Source organism: Caballeronia sp. A2-2, assembly GCF_057612605.2.
Genome location: NZ_CM173618.1, coordinates 1403113 through 1424995 on the forward strand (window position 1 = coordinate 1403113; position 21883 = coordinate 1424995).

The window sequence follows — 21883 nt, forward strand, 5'->3', positions numbered from 1 at the left end:
GCATCACGAGCCGCTTAGGCAACCTGGCGATTTTGCGCTCGAATCCTTTTGCCTTAGTGGACCGCATTCATTCTTTCGGCCATGCGCTGCGCGCGCCGAGAGCATAAGAACGGAATCCCGCAGTCTATAAGCGCCCAGCCACATCACGTTTCTCCGCTAGCTTGCTATTCGGCCCTACCTTGGTTAGTGCTCCGACTAAAAGGTGACTTGCGTTGGTGTGTGCGCTTTGCCCAGAAGCGCTTACCAAGGTAGGGCCCAATGGGAGAGGTGCGATGCGGTGTGATGTGGCGGGGCACTCATACGCTGCGGGATTCCGTTCTTACATTCTCGGCGCGCGCAGCGCATGGCCGAAGGTATGAATGCGGTCCACTAAGACTCAAGGATTCGAGCGCGCAATCGCGAGGTTGCCTAAGCGACTCGTTATGTGTGGCAAGTCCTATTGCGGCCACTGTATCCATTAATCCAGACCAACCCTCTCCAGCCAGCGTGCATGGGGTAAAAAGCTGCTTTCTTTGGTGACTTTCTTTGCAGCAGCAAAGAAAGTTACCCCCCCGCCGGGGAGGCGGCTACTGAATATAAAGACACAAACACCAGCAGCCCCTTCCACGAAATATAAACACCCCCTAGCCCACGCGTCAGTCAAAAATCAAATCAACTTATCCAACGTAATCGGCAGATCGCGAACGCGTTTACCCGTGGCATTAAACACCGCATTAGCCACCGCCGCCCCCACCCCCGTAATCCCAATCTCCCCCACCCCACGCGCCCCCATCGGCGTATGAGGATCGGGCTCATCATTCCAAATGATATCGATCTCCGGCACATCGAGATGCACAGGCACATGGTAATCCGCCAACGAAGGATTCATCACGCGCCCCGTTCGTTCGTCAAACTGAGTTTCTTCCATCAGCGCCAGCCCCAACCCCATGACGATGCCGCCGCGAAACTGACTCGCCGCCGTCTTGGCGTTGATGATCGTGCCGCAATCGAACGAACCGAGAAAACGGCTCACGCGAACTTCGCCGGTAACGGTATTGACCCGCACTTCGCAAAACAACGCGCTGTGGCTGTGCATGGACCAATGCTGCAACTCGAAGGGCATCGGAGCTTCGGCCTCGACCGTGACTTCCGTCAGTTTGGCGCGTGCCAGAATCGCGCCATAGCGCTCATGGCGGCTTTCGTCCTCGAGCGAACAAAGACCACCATCGCGACCGCCTACATCATCAGGCAGCAACCCGGAAAGCGGCGAACTGTTGCCCGCAAGGCGCAGCAACTCCTTGACCAGCTTGTGATGCGCCGCGATCACCGAAGCGCCAATCGCCGCCGTCTGCTGCGAGCCCCCTGCCAGCACCGCACCCGGTAATTGGGAGTCCGCATATTTGAAGTCGATATCCTCCATCGACAACCCAAGCCGATCGGCGATGACCTGCGTCTGCGCCGTCGATGTGCCCATTCCCATTTCATGCGCCGCAATGCTGACGGTCGCGCGTCCGTCATCGGTCAATGTGATGCGTGCCGCGCCGCCCGGCATCCGGTAATAAGGATAGGTGCCCGTGGCGCAGCCCATGCCGACGAGCCACTCGCCTTCGCGCCGCGCACCCGGTTCCTGACGCGATGCCCAGCCGAATCGCTCGCGGCCCGCCTTCCACGCCTGCACAATGCCGCGCTGAGAAAACGGCAAGCCGGTCGTCGGATCTTTCTCCGGCTCGTTCTTGATGCGCAGTTCAATCGGGTCCATGCCCATGACATGCGCAAGTTCATCGATGCCGGATTCCAGTCCGAACGTGCCGACCGCTTCGCCCGGCGCTCTCATGAACGTATTCGCGGTCATGTTCATCTTGACCGTCTCGACATCGAGCAGAAAACTGCGCGAACCATAGGCGCTTTTCGCCGGCAATATGAACGGCTCCGGCATGTTGTTGTGCGGTGTCATCGCGACGGTGCCGGTGTGGATCAGGGCATCGAATGTGCCATCCGCTTGCGCGCCGAGCGCCACGCGTTGTTCGGTGAGGGTGCGTCCGCCCACGACGCGATACACGCCTTCGCGCGAGAGCATGATCCGTACAGGGCGTTGCGCGAGTTTGGCGGCCGCCGCGGCCAGAACCTGATGCTGCCAGACGGTTTTCGAACCGAAGCCGCCGCCGACATAAGGCGACGTGACATGCACGTTCTTCTCTTCAAGACCGAATGCCTGCGCGATGGTCCAGGCTTCATGTTGCACGGCCTGAACGGTATCGTGAATACGCAGGTTGTCGCCATCCCAGAAGAGCGTAGCCGCGTGAAGCTCGATCGGATTGTGGTTATGGCGCGGCGTCGTGTAGCGCACATCGATTCGATGCGGCGCTGCCGCCAGCATCTCCTCGGCATTCTTGACTTCCAGCTTCAGCGGCTCGCCCTGAAAGACGCCCGGTTCCGATCCGTTCGCCTTGGCGGCGGCAAGCGACGTCACGCCATCTTGCGCTGCTTCGTACGTAACCCGAATCAAAAACTGAGCGTGGTCCGCTTGTTCCTGCGTCTCTGCCAACACGAGCGCGATAGGCTGACCGTTCCAGTGAATCTGATCGTCCTGCATGACCGGCACATCGTCGCCGCCTGCCGCCTTGGGCTTGCTCATGAAAGGCGGCAAGGGCTTGAGGCGCGGCGCGTTCTGATACGTCATGACGAGCACGACGCCGGGTGCGGCTTCGGCGGCGCTCGTATCGAACGAGACGATGCGGCCTCGCGCTATCGAGGCGTACTTGAGCGCCGCGTACGTCATGCGCTCCACCGGAAATTCCGCCGCGAACGTGGCGCGGCCCGAAACCTTCAACGGTCCGTCGATCCGGCTCACCGGTGCGCCGATCAAGCCATGCTTGTGGGCGATCAGCGGATCGGGCTTGCCACCGGGAATGAAGCTATCGGGCGCGAGCGCGATGGCCTTTTTCATCACGGCCTGCACGGCATCCTTGATGATGGGCATTATGCATTCTCCTGAAGGGCGGCGAGCTTCATCAGCGTATCCGTGATGACGCGCCGGCCCAGTTCGATCTTGAAGGCGTTGTCGCGAAGGCCGCGCGCCTGAGCAAGTTCCGCTTGCGCCGCCGCATTGAACGCGGCTTCGGTTGCGGGACCGCCTTTGAGCGCTGCTTCCGCTGCTTGCGCGCGCCACGGTTTATGCGCCACGCCGCCCAGCGCGATCCGCACGTCTTCCACCATGCCGCCCCGCACTTCGATGATCGCCGCCACCGAGATGAGCGCGAATGCATACGACGCGCGATCGCGTACCTTGCGATATGTGGCGCGGCCCGCATGAGCACTTGGCAAGGTCACGGACGTAATCAACTCGCCCGCTTCCAGCACCGTTTCGATGTGCGGTGTGTCGCCCGGCAAACGGTGAAGATCGATCAGCGGAATATCGCGCGAGCCATTGCGGCCTTGCACGGTGACGACCGCATCGAGCGCGGCGAGCGCCACGGCCATGTCGGAAGGATGCGTCGCGATACACGCATCGGATGCGCCCAGAATGGCGTGCATGCGGTGGAAGCCTTCGAGCGCATCGCAACCTGCGCCGGGGTCGCGCTTGTTGCAGCGCGCGGCATCGTCGTAAAAGTAACCGCAGCGGGTGCGCTGAAGCAAATTGCCGCCTACTGTGGCCATGTTGCGAATCTGCGCCGACGCGCCCGCCAGAATTGCTTCGGACAACAATGGATATCGCTCGCGCACACGACGGTCCGCCGCCACGGCCGTGTTCTTCACGCCCGCACCGATTAGCAGACCGCCATCGCCGGTATCTTCGATTGCACGCGAAAGGCCGGTGACGTCCACCAGCATCACCGGATGCTCGATGGTCTCGCGCATCAGGTCCACGAGATTCGTGCCGCCGCCGAGATATTTCGCGCCCGACTGAGCGCCGAGCGAGAGCGCCGCCGACTCACTGGCCGCGCGTTCATAAGTGAAGGGATTCATTGCGTGGCCTCGTGCGTGCTGACTTCGGTCTCGGCAGAACCGAACGTGTCCTGAATCGCATCGACGATGCCGTTATAGGCACCGCACCGGCACAGATTGCCGCTCATCCGTTCGCGCAGTTCCGCATCGGTCAGCACGAAGTTCTCTGCCGCCACGTTCTCGCTGACATGGCTCGGCACGCCGCACTTCAACTCCTCGACCATGGCGATCGCGGAGCAAATTTGACCGGGCGTACAGTAACCGCACTGGAAGCCGTCATGTTCGACAAAGGCTTCCTGCAGAGGATGCAAGTGCCCCGGCGAGCCCACGCCTTCGATCGTCGTGATCTCGCAATCCTGATATTGGACGGCCAAGGCAAGACAGCTATTGATGCGCGCGCCATCGGCAAGCACGGTGCAAGCGCCGCAGGCACCCTGATTGCAGCCTTTTTTTGCGCCAAACAAATGCATGTTTTCGCGAAGCAGATCGAGTAGCGACGTCCTGCTGTCCACGTCGCAATCGATCTCTTTCCCATTGATTAAAAAGTGCATGCAAGACCCCTTAAAGTTCAAATTCGCGCGCCCGAAATGACGCGAATAACTTCATGTGCGGTATGAGCAATTTTCGGACCGTTGGAAACACGGCGAAAGGATTACCGCTGCGACAGTCCTTTTTGTTCGAGCCAGGACTGAATGACTTCAACGAGTTCGGCCTTACGTTCCAGTGCAAGCCAGTGACCGGAACTCAATGTCGTCACCGTGAGGTCCGCACATGCGCGGCGCATGGGTTCGCCGAGTGCGGAGCGGCTGATATCGCATACGTGATCGAATCGACCGTTCACGAACAGAACGGGTTGATCCAAACGGCCCTTGTCCGGCGCGGTTCGCGCGTAGGCGGCGTTGGCGTCGTCGTTCAGATACCACGCGTTACCCGAGCGGAAACCGGTGACACGAAAGGCCTCGACCAATGCATCGAAATCGGCCGGCGGCCAGAGCGCCGCGTCAGGATGCACCTTCGGCGCGCGATGCGCCGAACCAAACCATCCGCCATTGCGCGTGACTAAAGCCGAGCGATAAACACGGCCCATGGCGCTCGGATCGCTCGAACGATAGATGGTCGCGAGTGTCGCTGCCAGGTCGGCGTCGAAGTCGGCGACGGTCTGCTCGAAATGCGTCCGATAAAAGTGATAGTAATCCCATTGCCCATTCGGATACTCGTCTACAGGATAAAGCGTGCGATTCACCAAAGGCAAAAGGCGACCCAACCCGAAGCTCTCCGGCATATAAGGCAAGGAAACGAACACCGCTGCCCTCACGCGCGGCGCATGATGCGCGGCGAGCGCGCCGACCACGGGACTTCCCAGATCGTGACCGGCCCATATAGCCGGACGCGCGCCCAGATGATCGTGAAGCTCGATCATGTCGCCAGCCAGATTCTCGATTGAATAGGCATCCGGCGAGACGGGTCTCGACGAACCGCCGTACCCGCGCATATCCGGCGCAATGCAGCGCCAGCCCGCCGATGCGAAAGACTCCATCTGCGCGCGCCACATCAGACCGATTCCCGGCCAGCCGTGGAGGAAAAACAGGATGGGTCCGTCGGCAGGCCCGGCTTCCCAATAGTGCGTCGTGTGGCGCGGCGAGGTAAAAGTGCGAGACATCATGGCTGAATTCTTCTCCATTCTCAAAACTCGATTCGCGTTTGTGGCTCAGTAATTGCGCTAAGGCGAGCACGGCTGTTTGAATGACTTCCCACACGATACAACTTGCTTGCCAAAGCGTTTGGTACGCGCGGTCAGCTCGTTTTTTCCTATGAATGAAATGCCGGACTTCGACAAAACCACGACGCGCAATCAAAAAACAACTTCATGAAAATCGGCATACTCACTCACATTCAACATCCGATCATCGAGCCATTCGCGGGCGGGCTCGAAGCGTTCACCTATGACGTGACCCGTTCCCTACAGCGACGAGGCCACGACGTCACGCTTTTCGCGCATCCCGGCTCGGCGCCCGAATTGAATTTCACGCCTTTGTCCGCTGGCGGAGCGTATCGCAGCGATGCCGTGAGACACGACCACGACACCTTGAGCACGGCCTTCATCGCCGAGCATCGCGCGTACATGGACTGCATGCAGACGATCGACGATCACCGCTTCGATGTAATCTTCAACAACGCGCTGCATTACGTGCCGGTCACGCTCGCAAACATGATCGACACACCCATGCTCACCGTGCTGCATACGCCGCCCTTCTTCGAGATGATCAACGCCGTGGCGGCACGCCGGACACGTGGCAGCGTCTATTGCACGGTCTCTCACGCCAATGCCGCGAGCTGGTCCGAACTCGCGCCCGATTGTTCAGTCGTACCAAATGGAATCGACTTGAATCGCTGGTGTCCGAGCGCCGGACCGATCGGGGATCATGCCGTGTGGAACGGCCGGATCGTGCCTGACAAGGGCCTTCATCTCGCCATCGATGCTGCAAGGCTCGCCGGTATTCCCCTTCGCATAGCAGGTCGTGCGCTGGACGCAACCTACTTCGAAGAACAAATCGCGCCCAGGCTGGGCGGCGATGTCGTCTATCTCGGGCACCTTTCCAGAGCCGCGCTGATCCACGAAGTAAGCCATGCCAGCGTCGCGCTGGTCACCCCTCGTTGGAGCGAACCGTTCGGGCTTGTCGTGGTGGAAGCACTCGCGGTTGGAACGCCGGTCGCTGCCTTTGCAAGAGGGGCCATGCCGGAACTCATCACCGCGCAAACCGGCAGGCTCGCTGCGCCCGATGACGTCACCGCCCTGGCGCGTGCGCTGATCGAAGCAAGATCCTTGAGCCGGAAAGCCTGTCGATTGCATGCGGTCGAACATTGGGGAATCGACCTGATGGTTGCGCGATATGAAGCACGCCTGAACGAAGTCGCAGCGCGGGTTCCCGCATATGAGTGAGGCGGTCATCGGCTATTACGCGCATCACCACGGCGCGGGGCATGTGACGCGCGCACTGGCGATAGCCGCTCATCTACCCGGCCCGGTGACGCTTTTCGGCAGCGCGCTACCTGAAAATGGCGTGCCGTCGCATGTCTCGCTATGCCGGCTTCCCATCGATTTCGACGAATACACGATAGCCGATCCGGCTTTTTCACCGTTTTATGCGCCCTTGAATGTGCGCGGCCTGCGGCAACGAATGAAGCTATTGGTCGATTGGTTCTGCAAGGCTTCGCCCTGCTTGCTGGTCGTCGATGTTTCGGTTGAGGTCGCATTGCTTGCCCGCTTCTGCGGTATTCCCACCGTGTATGTGCGTCAACGCGGAACGCGTTTTGATCATGCACATTCACTCGCCTATGCGAGCACGCAAAGACTGCTGGCGCCCTATCCTCCTGAATTCGAACAGCCGGACATACCCGCCATGTGGGTGGAAAAGACCGACTATTCAGGTCTCATCTCGCGGTATGAAGGCATGTCTTCGCGGCATTCACGGAAAGAAAAATGCGTGACGGTCATCACAGGTCATGGGGGCACGGCCATGACGCTTCCTCGTCTGGCGCAAGCCGCGCGCCTTTGCCCCGATTGGCATTGGACCGTGCTCGGTCCAATTGAATCGGATGATGCAATCTCCTTACCTTCCAATCTGCACCTTCATGGAGTGATAGACGACCCCTTGCCGTGGCTACGCGACGCATGCGTCGTCATCGGTTCAGCGGGAGACAGCCTCGTGAGCGAAGTCGCCGCGCTGCGCTGTCGATTCATCTGCATTCCCGATGATCGACCCTTCGACGAACAACGTTCGACCGCGCAAGTGCTCGACGCAGCGAAGCTGGCGATCTGTCTTTTCGCCTGGCCACAGGCGAGCGAATGGCCTTCGTTGCTGGATCGCGCAGAACGCTTGCCCGCTTCTGCGTGGGAACATCATGCAACGGAAAACGGTGCCGAGCGCGCCGCTCGCTTCATTACACGCACCGCGCAAGCGAGCCTTTCATGAATATCCTGACGCTGGTACACGGCCGGCGCGATCATCTGTTCAACTTGATCGAGGGCCTCGAACGATCAGTGGACTTGCCGCAAACGCTGGTCATCGCGCAAATGAACGAGGAACAGGAACGCTGGGAAAGCGACCGCTTTTCAATCGTGCATTGCGCGATACGCGGCACCGCTGGCACGCTGCCGCTCGCCGCAGCCCGCAATCATGCAGTCCGGCACGCAATGGGTAACGATCTCGTTTTCCTTGACGTCGACTGCATTCCCGATCGCTGGCTGGTCACACGCTATAAGGCGGCACTTGCCCAACACCAGAACGCGGTGCTGCAAGGCGAAACGCTTTATCTTCCGCCGGGTGCGGTGAGCGCTGAGACATCGAACGAACGGCTGTTCGAGCTTGGCGCGAAACATCCGGTTCATGAGGGCTATGAAGTAGGCGCGCAATTGCCGCATCGGCTTTTCTGGTCGCTCAATTTTGCGTGCCGGCGCGAAACCTTCGAACGCATAGGCGGCTTCGACGAACGCTATGAAGGCTATGGCGGCGAAGATACGGATTTCGCGTTCAGGGCAGCGCAAGCGAACGTGCCGATCCAGCTTGTGCCTGCAATGGCGTTCCATCAGTTCCATGCCAGCTTCGACCCGCCGCTCAACCATCTGAGCGCGATCGTCGCGAACGCACGCTTGTTTCGAAAGCGATGGGGCATCTGGCCCATGGAAGGCTGGCTAACACAATTCGCTCAAGCCGGATATATTCACTGGGATACGGACAATCTCGAATTACTTCGGATGCCTTCACATGATGAGATTGCGCAGTGCAAGGTTTCTGCGCCTGTCACGCGTGCGCAAACGTAATCACGATTCGCGCGGAGGAAGCGGACCCAGCAGCGCCGATACGTTGGTGCTGGCGGCAATAAGACCGCCCTTTTGGTCGAAGCAAAGCAGCGCGCCGTGCGGCCGAACCAGTCCGAGCGCGTGGATCGGCTCCTGATCGCAACTCGCCACGATTTGCCATGAAGATGTGAGCCTCCGGCGATGCCATAACGGCCGGTACGGTCTGACAAACGGATCGAATTGGCTAACCGAACTCTGACACACGCGGTACGAATTTCCGATTACTAAAAAAGCATGAGAATTAAGATCAGGAAAACCCTTGCTGAATTAAAGAGCGAAATCCATGTGGCCGTAAAAGATACGTACCATCCACAGGATTTGAAATGCAGCACCTTCGACCGAGAACTTTGTTTGCGTGGCCTCGCCGGCGCTTTGCCACCACGCTCGTTCTGGTTTCATTGTCCGCCATCGCCATGTGTCTGGCCGTTCTCGCGACGGTCTCGATCAATCTTGCCCGCGATGCCGACGAGCAGCGCCTGCGCCGCGCGCTCGACGTGGGTTCGGAACTCGAATTGCTCGTGGATCTGCACCTCGCGGCCAATACCGACTTTCTAAAGGGAGTGGGTTCGGCTGCGTTCGAATCGCGGGCGTGGCCCATTGCGCGCGCTGTCATGGTGTCGCGCGCCTATAACCATCTCGATCTTCTTCTGGCGGATTCACCGACGGCCACTGAAAAGCTGACCGAACTGCGCCGCCTGAGCGGACTGTGGCCCAAGGCGCTACAGGACGCCGCGCAAAATATCGCGCTGGCCGCGCATGGAACGGCGGTCGATCCTAAACGGCTTCTGCGCGCCAATGAATCGCTCAAGTCGATCATGGATATTCTCGCCTCTCTCAGAAGCGACGAGCGCGATCTGATCGCGGGCATGCAGGAAAAAGCGCAATCGCAAATTCTCAAACAACGCATCGCGCTTGTCGTCGGACTGGCGACGGGCATGCTGCTGCTGGCCTTCGCGCTATCGAGCCGGCATCGCTCCGCGCTTGCCAAAAGCGCCGCGCGAATCGTGGCGGAAGAAGCACAGAATCGATTCAGTCAGTATTTCGATCAGCACCCCGTAGCGATGTTGATTTTCGACATCGAGACCGGCGTCATTCTGACCGCCAATTCCGCGGCGCTTGGTCAATACAATGCGACGCTCGAACAACTCAATGGCATGTCCATTGTTCAGTTGCGCCCCGCCGAGGAAGTGGAACGCTTTCAGCGAGATTTCGACGGTTACGTGCGTTCGGGAATGAATTCGGGTTCGGGCGGCATCAGACGTCATTGTCGTCTGGATGGCGAAGTCATTTTCGTCGACGTGTCTTTCCATCTTCTGGCATTCGGCGGTCACGACGCCTGCTTCATTACCGCGCACGATGTCACCGCGCACGAGAAGGCCAAGGAGCAGCTTCATTTGCGCAGCCGGGCCCTCGAAGCCGCGAGAGATGCGATCGTCATATCGCACTTGCTGGACGATTCGCATCACATCACCTACGCGAACACGGCGTTCGAGCGTCTGACCGGTAAAGACGTGGCGCATGTGATCGGCGCGCAGGCCCAGGCGAGCTTCGGCTGGAATCACGCCGCACCCGAGATCGTGTCCCTGCAGGCCGCGATGCGCGACAATCGCGAGGTATCGCAGTTGGTGAGAATCCGGCGACTCGACGGCACGAGCTTCTGGAGCGATACCTATGTCGGCCCGATTCTCGACGAACACGGACGCCCGACGCATTGCATCACCGTTTTGAGCGACGTGTCCGAGCGTATCCGCTATCAGGACCAACTCAGACAGCAAGCCTCCGAAGATGCCTTGACGGGCCTGCCCAACCGGCTCGCGCTTGGGCATCAGCTTTCGAGCGCCGTCGATCACGCGAGACTCGAAGGCGAGACCCTGGCGCTCGTCTTCCTCGATCTCGACAATTTCAAGGGCATCAACGATAGCCTCGGGCACGCAGCGGGTGACGACGTGCTTCGGGAAGTATCACGACGTCTGGTGTCCTGCGTGGCGCCTCCCGCGACCGTGGCGCGTTATGCGGGCGATGAATTCGTCGCCGTCATTCCGGGCCGCACGCATGCCCAATGTCTGGAAGATGCGGACCGCATCAGGCTGGCGCTTTCATGCGAGATGACGGTCTGCGACACGACCATCACGCCCGAGGCAAGCGTGGGCATTGCGTTCTATCCCGAGCACGGCACGGATGCCGAAAGTCTGCTGCGTGCCGCCGATGCCGCGATGTACCGCTCCAAGTCGAGCCGTGCCGGTTCGATCAGCGTGTTCGATCCACGGCTCGCGGCGGCGGATGCCGCGCAGGCCGCCATGGCCAGAGCGCTGGCATCGGCCATCGATCGCGACGAACTCTATCTTTTGTATCAGCCCAAGGTGTGCTTGCGCACGCAAAGAGTGCAGGGATTCGAAGCGCTGCTGCGTTGGCAAAGCGCCGAGTTCGGGCTCGTGAGTCCCGCGCAATTCATTCCACTCGCGGAGGCCACGGGTTTGATCGCGCACATTGGTGAGTGGGTGCTCGAACAGGCCTGTATTCAAGCCAGAGCATGGTCGAATTTGCTTGCGGATGTCGTGATAGCCGTCAACGTGTCTCCCATTCAGTTCGAACGAAGCAACGTGCCGGAAATGGTCTCCCGCGCGCTTGAACGCACCCGTGTCGATCCATTGAATATCGAACTGGAAATCACGGAAGGCACGCTCATGGCCCCTGCCGCGTTGCCTGCGCTGCATGCGTTGCGCCGGCTCAATGTATCGATTGCCATCGACGACTTCGGCACCGGCTTCTCAAGCCTCGGCTATGTGCGCAGCTTCATGGCGGACCGGCTCAAACTGGATATGTCGTTCGTGCGCGGCATAGGTTCGTCGCGCGCCGACGAAGTGATCGTGAAAGCTGTCATTGCAATGGCTTCGGCGCTGGATATTCGCGTGGTCGCGGAAGGCGTGGAAACCGCAGCTCAATTCGATTACCTCATTCGCAGTGGTTGCGACGAAGTGCAAGGCTTCTGGATCGGGCGGCCCATGCGCGCGGAAGTCGCGGAAAAATTGCTGGCGAAAGGCGAATTCCATTCGGAAGACATCGCTCGAACAATGGGTGTCGTGTAAGTCTTTTTTTTGCGCATCCCTTCAAGCACGGTTTTCGTATATAAGCGTTTGGCGCAAAAGCGCAGGCTATTTTCAGGAACGCTTGAATGTCACTTCTCGCCACGCTCACACGACGCATCGGCTTTTCACGCATTTCGCTCATGTGTCTGTCTTCATTGGCGCTACTTGCCGCATGTAGTCCGGTCAGGCTCGTCAACGCGCTGACTCCGCGAAGCGACTATGTTGCTCACTCTGACTTGCCTTACGAAAGTGGCGAGCGTCATTCACTGGATGTGTATGTGCCCAAGGCCGCTTCCGTGCCGGGTGCCTCGCGACCACTTATCGTGTTCTTCTATGGCGGCAGCTGGCAGACCGGCGAGCGTCGCGATTACCGGTTCGTGGGCGAAGCGCTTGCCTCGCGCGGCTACGTCACGGTCATTCCGGATTATCGGCTTTATCCTCAAACGATATTCCCCGGTTTCATGGACGATGCCGCGGCCGCCGTGTCATGGGCACGCTCGCATGCCACTGAATTCGGCGCGGACCCGAACCGCATCTTTTTGATGGGTCATTCGGCGGGCGCGCATATCGCGATGCTGCTCGCGACCGATCGCCGATATCTCAGCTCACGTGGCGTGGATTTCGGCTCTATCTCCGGTGCAATCGGACTGGCCGGACCCTACGATTTCCTTCCGCTCGACGATGAAACACTCGAAGCTATTTTTCCGGCGAATCTACGCGAGGACAGCCAGCCGATCAATCATGTAGACGGGCATGTACCGCCCATTTTTCTGGGTGTCGGCTCGGCAGACCATACGGTGGATCCCGGCAATACCACTCGCTTCGCCACACGTCTGCGGGCCGCGCATGACCGTGTCATGCTCAGGCGCTATACGGACATCAATCACGCGATGATCGTGGGCAGTCTGGCGAAGCCCGTGCGTGCTTTGTCGACGTTCATCACCGTGGCGCCCGTGCTCGGCGATGTCTCTGCGTTCATCGAACTCAACACGCCCTTGCCGCCCCGCGCATCTCAATGAAGCGCAAATGAAATGCAAAAGAAGGCGCAAAAAAGCCCAGCCGAATGAACTGGGCAATCCAATGGTCGGGGATCATTGGCGGAGGTTCTAAACGATGACGCGCGGGCAATGCCGCGCGTCATCGTCAAACTTATTGGTGCTGCGAATCAGGAACCAAAGAACACCGGCTTCATCCCATCGTTTGCATCCGGACGAACCGATGCATTGATCTTACGGCCAACGCGAGCGACGGCATGGTCGAATGTACGCAGCGGATGATGACCCGAAGCGGACGATCCATCCACTGCGCCACCGGTGCTGCTTACCGCCACGCTGTCGCCATTGGCGGGCTGACTTGCTTGTGCGAAAGATGACACGGCGGGGATTGCGAGCGCTGCGGCGACGATGAGCGATTGAACGAGTTTCATGATGCTTACCTCCAGGCTTGGTTTTTTCGCAAACACCCGTTTGCGTTTCAGTGAGTCAAGCATAGGCCCGAGGCGGCTTAGTATTAAGTGCAAACAGAACAAGTAATTGTTGTTGATTTAAGCGTTAACCCTAGTGTCAGGCGCTTGCCATCCTTAAGCCAGTTTTTATTGCCTAACGCTGGACTTTCATTTCCTTAGCGAAATTCGTGCTTTAGCCGTTATGCGGCCGTTCGCTAACATGAGGCCTCGCCGCATGAACAGGAACCTCGACCCCATGAAGTCCTATCCGTTGCGCTCGTATGAAGACGTGCGCGAAACGCTGCTTTCAAAACGTGAGCTCGCGCTGCTCGATGTACGCGAGGAAGATCCGCACGCGCGCTGTCACCCGCTGTTCGCGGCCAATTTTCCGCTTGCACGCATCGAACTCGATGCCTTCACGCGTCTGCCCAATCGCAGCGTGCCCGTTGTTCTTCTCGACGATGGCGAAGGATTGGCCGCACGCGCATTCGACGTCTTAAAAGCGCTCGGTTATACGAATCTCGCGCTGCTCGCAGGCGCGCTGGATGGCTGGATCAAGGCAGGCGGCGAAGTCTTTCGCGACGTCAACGTGCCGAGCAAGGCATTCGGCGAACTGGTCGAAGCGAAGCGACATACCCCCTCCGTTTCAGCCGAAGAACTGAAAGCGTTGCAAGCCCGAGGCGATGATCTCGTCGTGCTGGATGCGCGTCGTTTCGAAGAATACCGGACCATGAACATACCCGGGAGCGTCAGCGTGCCCGGCGCGGAACTCGTGCTGCGCGCGCGTGCGCTGGCGCCGAATCCTTCGACACGCGTGGTCGTCAATTGCGCGGGGAGGACGCGTAGCATCATCGGTGCGCAATCGCTCGTGAATGCGGGGCTTCCAAATCCGGTGGCGGCGTTGCGCAACGGCACGATTGGCTGGACGCTCGCGGGACAGACACTCGAACACGGCAGCGCCCGGCGCTTCGACCCGCAAGCGGGCCGCACAGAACCGGTTCTCGACAGTTCGCGGCATGCATCGCTTGCGCTCGCCACGCGCGCCGGCGTGCGCCGTACCTCGCTGAAAGCGGCCACGCGCTTCGTCGACGATGCAACGCGCACCACCTATCGCTTCGATGTACGCACACCTGACGAATACGCAGTCGCACACGCTCCCGGCTTTCAGAACGCGCCGGGTGGACAACTTGTGCAGGAAACCGAAATGTTCGCGCCGGTGCGCGGTGCGCGCCTGATCTTGTTCGATGACGACGGTGTGCGCGCCAACATGACCGCGTCATGGCTTGCGCAGATGAACATCGAAACCTATGTGGTCGATGGCGCATCGCAAACCGATCTTACGCAATCCGAAACATGGATACCTGAGAGGCCCACGCCCGACGATGTGGAAAAGATCTCAGCAAGCGAGCTTCATGCGCTGCTTGGCGATCATTCGAATGGCATCGTGCTGCTTGATTTCTCGCCAAGCGCGGACTTCGTGAAGGTGCATATTCCCGGCGCATGGTGGATTCTGCGCTCGCATCTGACTTCCTCACACGACGATCTGCGCCGCTTACCCGATGCAAAGCGCTACGTGCTCACGTGCAAATCGAGCGCGCTGGCGACATTCGCCGCACCCGAAGTCGCCGCGCTTACCGGCAAGCCCGTTCAGGTATTGAATGGAGGCAATGCAGCGTGGCAACGGGCGGGCTTTCCAGGCGAAACAGGTGAAACACGGCTTGCCTCGCCGCGTATCGATCGCTATCGCCGACCGTATGAAGGCGTGGATGCGCCGCGCGAAGCAATGCAAGCCTATCTCGACTGGGAATATGGACTTGTCGCGCAACTGGAACGCGATGGCACACATGGCTTTTTCGTCATTTAGATTGAAGCCGCGCTACGCCGAGTTCTTCATCGAAGAACCGCACCGCGGCATGGCCAATATATTCATGCAGTTTGGCCCGATCGACGCCGGCTGCATCGGCGCAGGCCTCCGGATAATTGTCTCGTCCGATCTGGTCGCATTCGTTGTCGAAAATTTCGTGGCCGACCGGACCGGGCATCACATCCAGCGTGGCATGCGGGATATGGTTGGCGGCAAATTCCGCGTTGTCCTTGAGAGGCGTCGTGGTATCGCCCGCGCCGACGATGATGTACGCCGGAACCGCCATCTGATGCAGCCCGGCCTCGTCCATGCCGAACCCCTGAATATCGCCGGGCGCCATTGCGAAGGCCGCCTTCACGCGCTTATCGCGTACGTGCAGCGCGGGCGTGGCGTCGGCTTGCATTTGGGCGCGTAAGTAATTCGGCACGTTTTCATTATTCTTCCACGCACGTTGAAAATTTTCGAATAGCGCGGGATCGACCATTGCGCCGCCGATCCACAGTGCGGTGAAGCCGCCTTGCGAATGTCCCGCGACACCTATCTCGTTCGAATCGATACGCGGCCCCCATTGGGGATCGTGGAGCAAATAAGTCATATCGATGCCGATATCGCGTGGCCGTTGCCAGAGCCGGCTCCGGACATAAAGCGCGCTGGAATCGAATGTGTTGGCGCGATAGTGATACAGCAAGGCCACGATATACCCGCGCGACGCGAGATATTCGCCGAACCATGCGTAAATCGATCCGTTCCCACCGGCACCGTGCGAGAACATGACAAGCGGATGCTTCAGGCCATCGTCCACGGGCGGTGCGTCTTTATGCAGATGAAGATTAGCCGACAACATCACTTTGAAAAGAGGAGCGTCTGCCTTGGGAGAAGCGGGGTAGATCAGCATGAAGTCGAGCGTTCTGCCTGCATCCGCCGGGTCTTTGAATTCGACTTGCGTCATACCGACTGAATAAAGTGTATTGGGCAAAGCGCGCTGTGAAAAGGCGCTGCCAGAGCCAAACAAACAGCAAAAGATAGTCAGTGCGCCTAAAAGGCTTGCAGCGCGGTTTCGTCCTACACGAGCGAATGGCATGGCTTCCCCCGGACTCGTTAGCAGAATGAACGAATCATATACGCAGGCGGCTGCTTGACGGCGCTCAAGAAACGCTATTCATCCACGACGAAATCGAGCACCTCTTTCGTCAGTTCATCCGCGATGAAATCCACGAACGCGCGCGCCGCCAGTCGCGTGGCGCGTCCCATCGGGAAGTAGGCGTTCACAGGGAGCGCGGCCATTTTCCATTCGGGCAGCAAGTGCACGAGCGTGCCTGCCATGACTTCTGACTTGCACGCCCATGAAGTCGTCGAAACAATGCCAAGCCCGGCGACGGCTGCCGCCAACGCACCCGCCGTGTCGTTCGTCGAGACATGAGGCTGTACTTCGATGGATGTCGCCTCGCCCGCTCGTTCGAATTGCCACGACGATGCATGCGCCCCCGCCGGCCCGCCGACGATCCGATGCCCTGGAATATCTTCCGGCACGCGCGGCACGCCGTGCCGTTCCAGATACGCGGGCGAAGCGACCACCACGCGATGCATCTTCCCGATCCGCCGCGCGGTGCCTGAAGAATCCGGCAGACTGCCCACGCGAATCCCGACATCGACCGCCTCGCGAATCATGTCCTGCCATCGGTCGTCGAGGAGAATCTCCAGCCTGAGCGAAGGATGCAGTGCCGCGAAGGCAGACAGACGAGGCATGACCACGCGCATCGCCATGGTCGACGGCATGGCGAGCCGCAACACGCCGCGCAGTTCGCCGGTTTCGCGCACGCTGTTCTCGGCATCTTCGATCGCGGCCAGAATCGGCTCCATGCGCGCCAGATACTCGAGGCCGGCCTCCGTTGGCACCACTGCACGCGTGGTCCGCGTGAGCAGGCGCGTTCCGAGTCCCGCTTCGAGTTCCGCGATCATCCGCGACACTTGCGATTGTGCGAGTCCGCATTCTCGCGCGGCCGCCGAAAAGCTGCCCAAACGGGCCACACGCGTGTAAAGCCTCAACGTCAGGATGTCCTTCAAGCACGCTCCTTTCTTTGAATCACCATGACCCATGCTCGTCCAGCATAAATCTTAGCCAAATCCGATGGCTACCGGAGCCCGGGCGAAAACGCGACAGTGTCATCACGGCAAGGCTTTGAACGCCGAACCTTACTCACCCATTTGATCCGGAGTCCAACATGACTATTGTTCTCGTTACCGGCGCCGCCGGCGACACAGGCCGACCCACCGTCGAACGCCTGCTTGAAAAGGGTTTCGCCGTCCGCGCACTGGTGCGGCGCGATGACCATCGCGCACAAACGCTGCGCCAACTCGGCGCCGAAGTCGTATTCGGCGACATGATGAGTCTGCGCGACATCCGTCTCGCCATGAAGGGCGTGCAGCGTGCCTATTTCTGTTTCCCGCTTGCGGAAGGACTGGTCGAAGCCGCGGTCATCTTCGCGCAGGCCGCGAAAGAGCAGGAACTGGAGCTGATCGTGAATATGTCGCATAAACAATCGCGCCCCGCCGCGCGCAGCAAGGCGACGCAAAACCATTGGCTTTCCGAGCAGATCTTCAACTGGTCCGGCGTGCCTTCGGTGCATCTGCGCATTACCTTTTTTGCCGAATGGCTTCTTTATATCGCGCCGCAAATTCAACGTGGCCGCTATGTCATGCCGTATAACAAGGAAAGCCGCTTCGCACCCATTGCGGGAAGCGATATCGCGCGCATTGTCGCGGGCATCGTCGATAACGCCGCGCCTTATATCGGCCGTGCGCTGCCATTGCATGGTCCGGTCGAATTCAGCCATGAAGAACTGGCGGCGGAAGTCAGCCGTGTGCTGGGGAAAAACCTTCCCTATGAGCATGTCACCGTTTCGACCTTCCTCGAACTCTTTGGTCTGCAGGATGCCACCGCCATGCGCAAGCATTTCGAGGCCGTCACCATCGACCAGCAGGAAGGCTTGCTGGCCGGCACCGACGATACAGGCAAGGAAATCATCGGGCAGCCTTTGACCACCGTCGAGCAATTCATCAAGGCGAACTGGTCGAAGTTCACGGGCGACCATTCGTCTGAGCTTTAAAGACCAGAGCGATGCCGATTCAGCATAAGCCTTAGCCTGATGCGCGGACTACCGCCCGACATCGCGATACACGATAGTGATGACAACGGGGGCGCAGCGGAAAAGAATAAAGCCTTTGCGCCGTCTACCGATTCGTTTCTTAACCATTTATTAAGGAATATTGATCATGTCCAAGAAAGTGTTGATTACCGGCGCAACCGGCGATACAGGCCGCGCGGCCGTTCGTGAATCGATCGCGCTCGGTCTCGATGTACGCGCGATGGTACACAAAAAGGATGCTCGTTCGGCAGCGCTCGAAGCGCTCGGCGCTGAAGTCGTGGTGGGCGATCTGCTCGAAATCAATACCATTCGCGACGCCATGCAGAATGTGGACGCCGCCTACTTCGTGTGGCCCGTTCAGCCGGGTTTGATTACCGCCGCCGTGAACTTCGCGCAAGCGGCCAAAGAGACCGGCGTCAAGACCGTCATCAATCTATCGCAACGTTCGGCGGACCGCGAATCGGCCAGCGATTCATGCCGCGATACGTTCATTGCCGAAGAAGTATTCAACTGGTCGGGACTTGCCGTGATTCATCTTCGTCCCACGTACTTTCTCGAATGGCTGCTTTATCCGTGGCAACTGCCGTATCTGCAACAAGGCATTCTGCGCATGCCGGTGGGCCGGGGCCGTCACTCGCCCATCGCCGCCGACGATCAGGGCCGCGCCATCGCCGCGTTGCTGAAGAATCCCGAAGCCCATATCGGCACGACGATTCCGCTTTCGGGTCCGGTCGAAATGGATCATGAGCAAATGGCCGCCGAATTATCCCAAGCACTTGGTCGCGAGATTGTCTTTCAGGACCTGCCGATCGATGAATACGTTCGTTCGATCGAAGCGATGGGCGTGCCTGCGTATATCGTCCAGCATCTCGGCGGCGCCATGGCCGACTATCAAAACGGACACATGGCCGGCGCGGACAACAACGTTGAAAAGCTGACGGGCCGCAGATCCATGACGGTGGGTGAATTCGCCCGGCTTCACGCCGACCGGCTCAACGGTCAATAACTTTTTATTCGAATCGGAATTCATCATGAAACTGACTCAATCCATCGCCCTCGTCACGGGCGCGAATCGCGGCATCGGACGCGTTTTCGTCGAGGAACTGCTTGAACGCGGCGCGTCGAAAATCTATGTCGCCGCGCGCGACACCGCGTCGCTCAAAGACTTGCTCAAGGACGCAGACCGCCGCCTCGTCCCGCTGCCGCTCGACGTCACCGATCCCGATCAGGTCGCCGCTGCCGCAGCGATTGCATCGGACGTCACGCTGTTAATCAACAATGCGGGCTATGCGGCCTTTGAGGGTGCGCTGTCCGCAACCAATATCGACAATGCCCGTCAAGAGATGGAAGTCAATTACTTCGGCACGCTGGCGCTGACTCGCGCATTCGCACCGATTCTCGCAAAAACGGGCGGCGGCGCCGTGCTGAACATGCTGTCGATGCTCTCGCTCGTCAGCTTGCCCGTGGCGGCAACCTACTCTGCTTCCAAGGCCGCGGGCCTGTCGCTCACGCGCAGTTTGCGCGCTGAACTGGGCGCTCAGGGGACGCAAGTGATCGGCGTGCTCGCCGTCCAGACAGACACCGAAATGGGTGCGAACTTGCCTGAGCCGCGCATGACGCCGCAAGAGGTCGTCACCGATGCGCTCGACGCCATCGAAACCGGCATCAATGATGAAATCGTCGCCGGCAATCAGTCGCGCAGCATCCACGCGGCCTTCGTCGCCGATCCCCGGGGCCTGCAAGCAAAGATGTCCGCGCGCCTGCCCACGACCCTTTAATGCAAGAGGACATCATGAACTTTCTTGAAACGCTTGCCGGCCGCAATGCCGAATTTTCGAAAGAAGGCTTTTCCGCCGGCCTGAAAATGCTGCCGTCACGCCGTACGATGATTGTCGGCTGCGTCGATCCGCGCGTCGATCCAATGGACGTGTTAAAGCTCCAACCGGGCGAAGCGGCCATCATTCGCAATGTCGGCGGACGCGTGAATCCGGCGCTTTTCGAAACCATGGCGATTCTCGGCACGGTATCGAAAGCAGCCGGCGAAGCGGTCGGCCACGGCTGGAATCTGATCGTCCTGCAACATACCGATTGCGGCATCAATGGCTGTTACCATCACGCGCCAAGGCTGCTGTCCAAATACATGGGCGTGGAAGATGACAAGCTCGATGAACTCGCCATTACCGATCCCTATCGCGCAGTTGCAATCGACGTGGCGGCGCTCAAGGCTAATCCGAATCTGCCGGGAGATTTCACGGTGACGGGTCTCGTTTATGACGTTGAAACCGGCCTGGTGGAGACAGTCGTTCCTCCTGCGTTGTTGCGGCCCAAGCCAGTCAATTCTTGACGTAGTCCAGCAGCGTCTGCTTTCCGCTTACGTATTTATAAAGCGAAATAGTCCCGTGCTGAAGGTCTCCTTTCGCATCGAAGCGTGTCTGGCCAAGCACGCCTTCGTAGTCGGTAGCGGGCATTGCGGCGAGAATCTTGTCCGGTGCGATCGAGCCTGCGCGCTGCATGGCATCGGCGATCACATAGACCGCGTCATAGGCGAACGGCGAATTCAGCACGGGATGACCACCGAAGCGCTTCTCGTAGCGCTGCGTGAACGCCGGTCCTTTAGGCATTTTCTCCAGCGGTGAACCGGCAATCGAACAGATCACGTCGTCTGCCGCAGGTCCGGCGAGCTTGGCGAGATCGTCCGCGCACAGGCCATCGCCCGCGAGAATCTTCTGCATCATGCCGAGTTGTCTCGCCTGCTTGGCGAACGGACCGCCCGTTGCGTCGAGTCCACCGTACATCACGGCATCCGGGTGCTCACCTTTTATTTTAGTCAGGATTGCTCGAAAATCTGTCGCCTTGTCGTTGGTCGCGTCGTGCGACACCACTTCGATTCCGTTCGCCTTTGCCTGCTTCTCGAACTCGGTAGCAAGACCTTGCCCGTACGCGGTGGCGTCATCGACAATCGCCACTGTCTTGACCTTGAGCGTTTTCATTGCATAGTCGGCCAGCGCCGGGCCTTGTTGCGCATCGGTCGCCACGACGCGATAGGCAGTCCTGAAGCCCTGTTGCGTGTAGGCCGGGTTCGTGGCCGAAGGGGACACTTGCACGATACCCGCATCGCTATAAATCTTCGATGCCGGAATGGTCGTGCCCGAGTTCATGTGGCCCACGACCGCGACCACTTTGTCATCGACGAGCTTTTGCGCGACCTGTGTCGCCTGACGGGGATCGCCGGCGTCATCTTCCGCGTCGAGAACCAGAGTGAGTTTTTTCCCGCCAACGACCAGCCCTTTCTGATTGATCTCCTCCACGGCCAGCCGCGCGCCGTTCTCCGTGTCCTTGCCGAGATACGATGCCGGCCCCGTCAACGGCGCGACTTCGCCAATCTTCACGGTCTCGTCCGCATTCGCTATTACGTTTGCGCTCATCACGCCCAGAACGCAAAACGCCAGGCTGTTCTTGTTCATTGCACTCCCCTCATCGGTTGTTGTCCGCATTCGCCACCAGGCCGATGGCGAAGTCAATTTATGCGTCCACAAACGCGCGGCATTGCATTGAATT

At 59.4% G+C, this 21883-nt stretch carries 19 protein-coding genes; 10 read left to right on the top strand and 9 right to left on the bottom strand.

Annotated elements, in window-relative coordinates:
- Window positions 1-646 precede the first annotated feature (646 nt).
- The 4 genes from ACZCWR_RS30125 to ACZCWR_RS30140 all read right to left on the bottom strand — a co-directional run bounded on the left by ACZCWR_RS30125 (window position 647) and on the right by ACZCWR_RS30140 (window position 5587).
- Entirely contained in the window at window positions 647-2959 is a 2313-nt protein-coding gene (locus ACZCWR_RS30125; RefSeq protein ID WP_487305324.1) for a xanthine dehydrogenase family protein molybdopterin-binding subunit, read from the bottom strand.
- Complete coding sequence (locus ACZCWR_RS30130; protein WP_487305325.1) at window positions 2959-3945, bottom strand: FAD binding domain-containing protein; 987 nt, start codon at window positions 3943-3945, stop codon at window positions 2959-2961. The genes ACZCWR_RS30125 and ACZCWR_RS30130 overlap by 1 nt, the downstream gene beginning before the upstream one ends.
- Window positions 3942-4475, bottom strand: coding sequence for a 2Fe-2S iron-sulfur cluster-binding protein (locus ACZCWR_RS30135; protein ID WP_487305326.1), 534 nt, complete (start codon window positions 4473-4475; stop codon window positions 3942-3944). The genes ACZCWR_RS30130 and ACZCWR_RS30135 overlap by 4 nt, the downstream gene beginning before the upstream one ends.
- A gap of 101 nt (window positions 4476-4576) precedes the next feature.
- The gene (locus ACZCWR_RS30140) at window positions 4577-5587 is read right to left on the bottom strand and encodes an alpha/beta fold hydrolase (RefSeq protein WP_487305327.1); all 1011 of its coding nucleotides are present in this window, start codon (window positions 5585-5587) and stop codon (window positions 4577-4579) included.
- 204 nt (window positions 5588-5791) lie between these two features.
- Between ACZCWR_RS30140 and ACZCWR_RS30145 the strand changes: the two genes are divergently transcribed.
- From ACZCWR_RS30145 to ACZCWR_RS30155, 3 genes are read left to right on the top strand one after another with little or no spacing between them, the layout of a single operon-like run.
- On the top strand, window positions 5792-6865 hold the full coding sequence (locus ACZCWR_RS30145) for a glycosyltransferase family 4 protein (protein ID WP_487305328.1): 1074 nt from the start codon (window positions 5792-5794) through the stop codon (window positions 6863-6865).
- A complete protein-coding gene (locus ACZCWR_RS30150) occupies window positions 6858-7898 on the top strand; it encodes a glycosyltransferase family protein (RefSeq protein ID WP_487305329.1) in 1041 nt (346 codons plus the stop codon). Before ACZCWR_RS30145 ends, ACZCWR_RS30150 begins: the two co-directional genes overlap by 8 nt.
- A complete protein-coding gene (locus ACZCWR_RS30155) occupies window positions 7895-8746 on the top strand; it encodes a glycosyltransferase family 2 protein (RefSeq protein ID WP_487305330.1) in 852 nt (283 codons plus the stop codon). Before ACZCWR_RS30150 ends, ACZCWR_RS30155 begins: the two co-directional genes overlap by 4 nt.
- Here ACZCWR_RS30155 and ACZCWR_RS30160 read toward each other — a convergent pair whose 3' ends face one another.
- The gene (locus tag ACZCWR_RS30160) at window positions 8747-8896 is read right to left on the bottom strand and encodes a hypothetical protein (protein WP_487305331.1); all 150 of its coding nucleotides are present in this window, start codon (window positions 8894-8896) and stop codon (window positions 8747-8749) included.
- A gap of 212 nt (window positions 8897-9108) precedes the next feature.
- Between ACZCWR_RS30160 and ACZCWR_RS30165 the strand changes: the two genes are divergently transcribed.
- Window positions 9109-11871, top strand: a complete 2763-nt coding sequence (locus ACZCWR_RS30165; RefSeq protein WP_487305332.1) for an EAL domain-containing protein — start codon at window positions 9109-9111, stop codon at window positions 11869-11871.
- A gap of 86 nt (window positions 11872-11957) precedes the next feature.
- On the top strand, window positions 11958-12890 hold the full coding sequence (locus ACZCWR_RS30170) for an alpha/beta hydrolase (RefSeq protein WP_487305333.1): 933 nt from the start codon (window positions 11958-11960) through the stop codon (window positions 12888-12890).
- A gap of 146 nt (window positions 12891-13036) precedes the next feature.
- Here ACZCWR_RS30170 and ACZCWR_RS30175 read toward each other — a convergent pair whose 3' ends face one another.
- Window positions 13037-13297: a hypothetical protein gene (locus ACZCWR_RS30175; RefSeq protein ID WP_487305334.1), complete on the bottom strand. Its 261-nt coding sequence runs from the start codon at window positions 13295-13297 to the stop codon at window positions 13037-13039.
- A 274-nt stretch (window positions 13298-13571) separates the two neighbouring features.
- Between ACZCWR_RS30175 and ACZCWR_RS30180 the strand changes: the two genes are divergently transcribed.
- Window positions 13572-15179, top strand: a complete 1608-nt coding sequence (locus tag ACZCWR_RS30180) for a rhodanese-related sulfurtransferase (protein ID WP_487305335.1) — start codon at window positions 13572-13574, stop codon at window positions 15177-15179.
- On the opposite strand, the gene ACZCWR_RS30185 is transcribed toward ACZCWR_RS30180, so the two are convergent.
- Complete coding sequence (locus tag ACZCWR_RS30185; protein WP_487305336.1) at window positions 15172-16128, bottom strand: alpha/beta hydrolase family protein; 957 nt, start codon at window positions 16126-16128, stop codon at window positions 15172-15174. The two genes, ACZCWR_RS30180 and ACZCWR_RS30185, sit on opposite strands and share 8 nt — an antisense overlap.
- Before the next feature lie 206 nt (window positions 16129-16334).
- Window positions 16335-17243 carry a LysR family transcriptional regulator gene (locus ACZCWR_RS30190; RefSeq protein ID WP_487305337.1) on the bottom strand — a complete coding sequence of 303 codons (909 nt, stop codon included), beginning with the start codon at window positions 17241-17243 and terminating at the stop codon, window positions 16335-16337.
- A 158-nt stretch (window positions 17244-17401) separates the two neighbouring features.
- Here ACZCWR_RS30190 and ACZCWR_RS30195 point away from each other — a divergent pair, with 158 nt between their 5' ends.
- The 4 genes from ACZCWR_RS30195 to ACZCWR_RS30210 all read left to right on the top strand — a co-directional run bounded on the left by ACZCWR_RS30195 (window position 17402) and on the right by ACZCWR_RS30210 (window position 20669).
- Complete coding sequence (locus tag ACZCWR_RS30195; protein WP_487305338.1) at window positions 17402-18286, top strand: NmrA family NAD(P)-binding protein; 885 nt, start codon at window positions 17402-17404, stop codon at window positions 18284-18286.
- A 166-nt stretch (window positions 18287-18452) separates the two neighbouring features.
- Window positions 18453-19331, top strand: a complete 879-nt coding sequence (locus ACZCWR_RS30200) for an NmrA family NAD(P)-binding protein (protein WP_487305339.1) — start codon at window positions 18453-18455, stop codon at window positions 19329-19331.
- A gap of 25 nt (window positions 19332-19356) precedes the next feature.
- Window positions 19357-20103: an SDR family oxidoreductase gene (locus tag ACZCWR_RS30205; RefSeq protein WP_487305340.1), complete on the top strand. Its 747-nt coding sequence runs from the start codon at window positions 19357-19359 to the stop codon at window positions 20101-20103.
- A 14-nt stretch (window positions 20104-20117) separates the two neighbouring features.
- On the top strand, window positions 20118-20669 hold the full coding sequence (locus ACZCWR_RS30210; protein WP_487305341.1) for a carbonic anhydrase: 552 nt from the start codon (window positions 20118-20120) through the stop codon (window positions 20667-20669).
- Here the strand turns inward: ACZCWR_RS30210 and ACZCWR_RS30215 are convergent.
- On the bottom strand, window positions 20659-21789 hold the full coding sequence (locus ACZCWR_RS30215; RefSeq protein ID WP_487305342.1) for a branched-chain amino acid ABC transporter substrate-binding protein: 1131 nt from the start codon (window positions 21787-21789) through the stop codon (window positions 20659-20661). The genes ACZCWR_RS30210 and ACZCWR_RS30215 overlap by 11 nt on opposite strands.
- Window positions 21790-21883 lie beyond the last annotated feature (94 nt).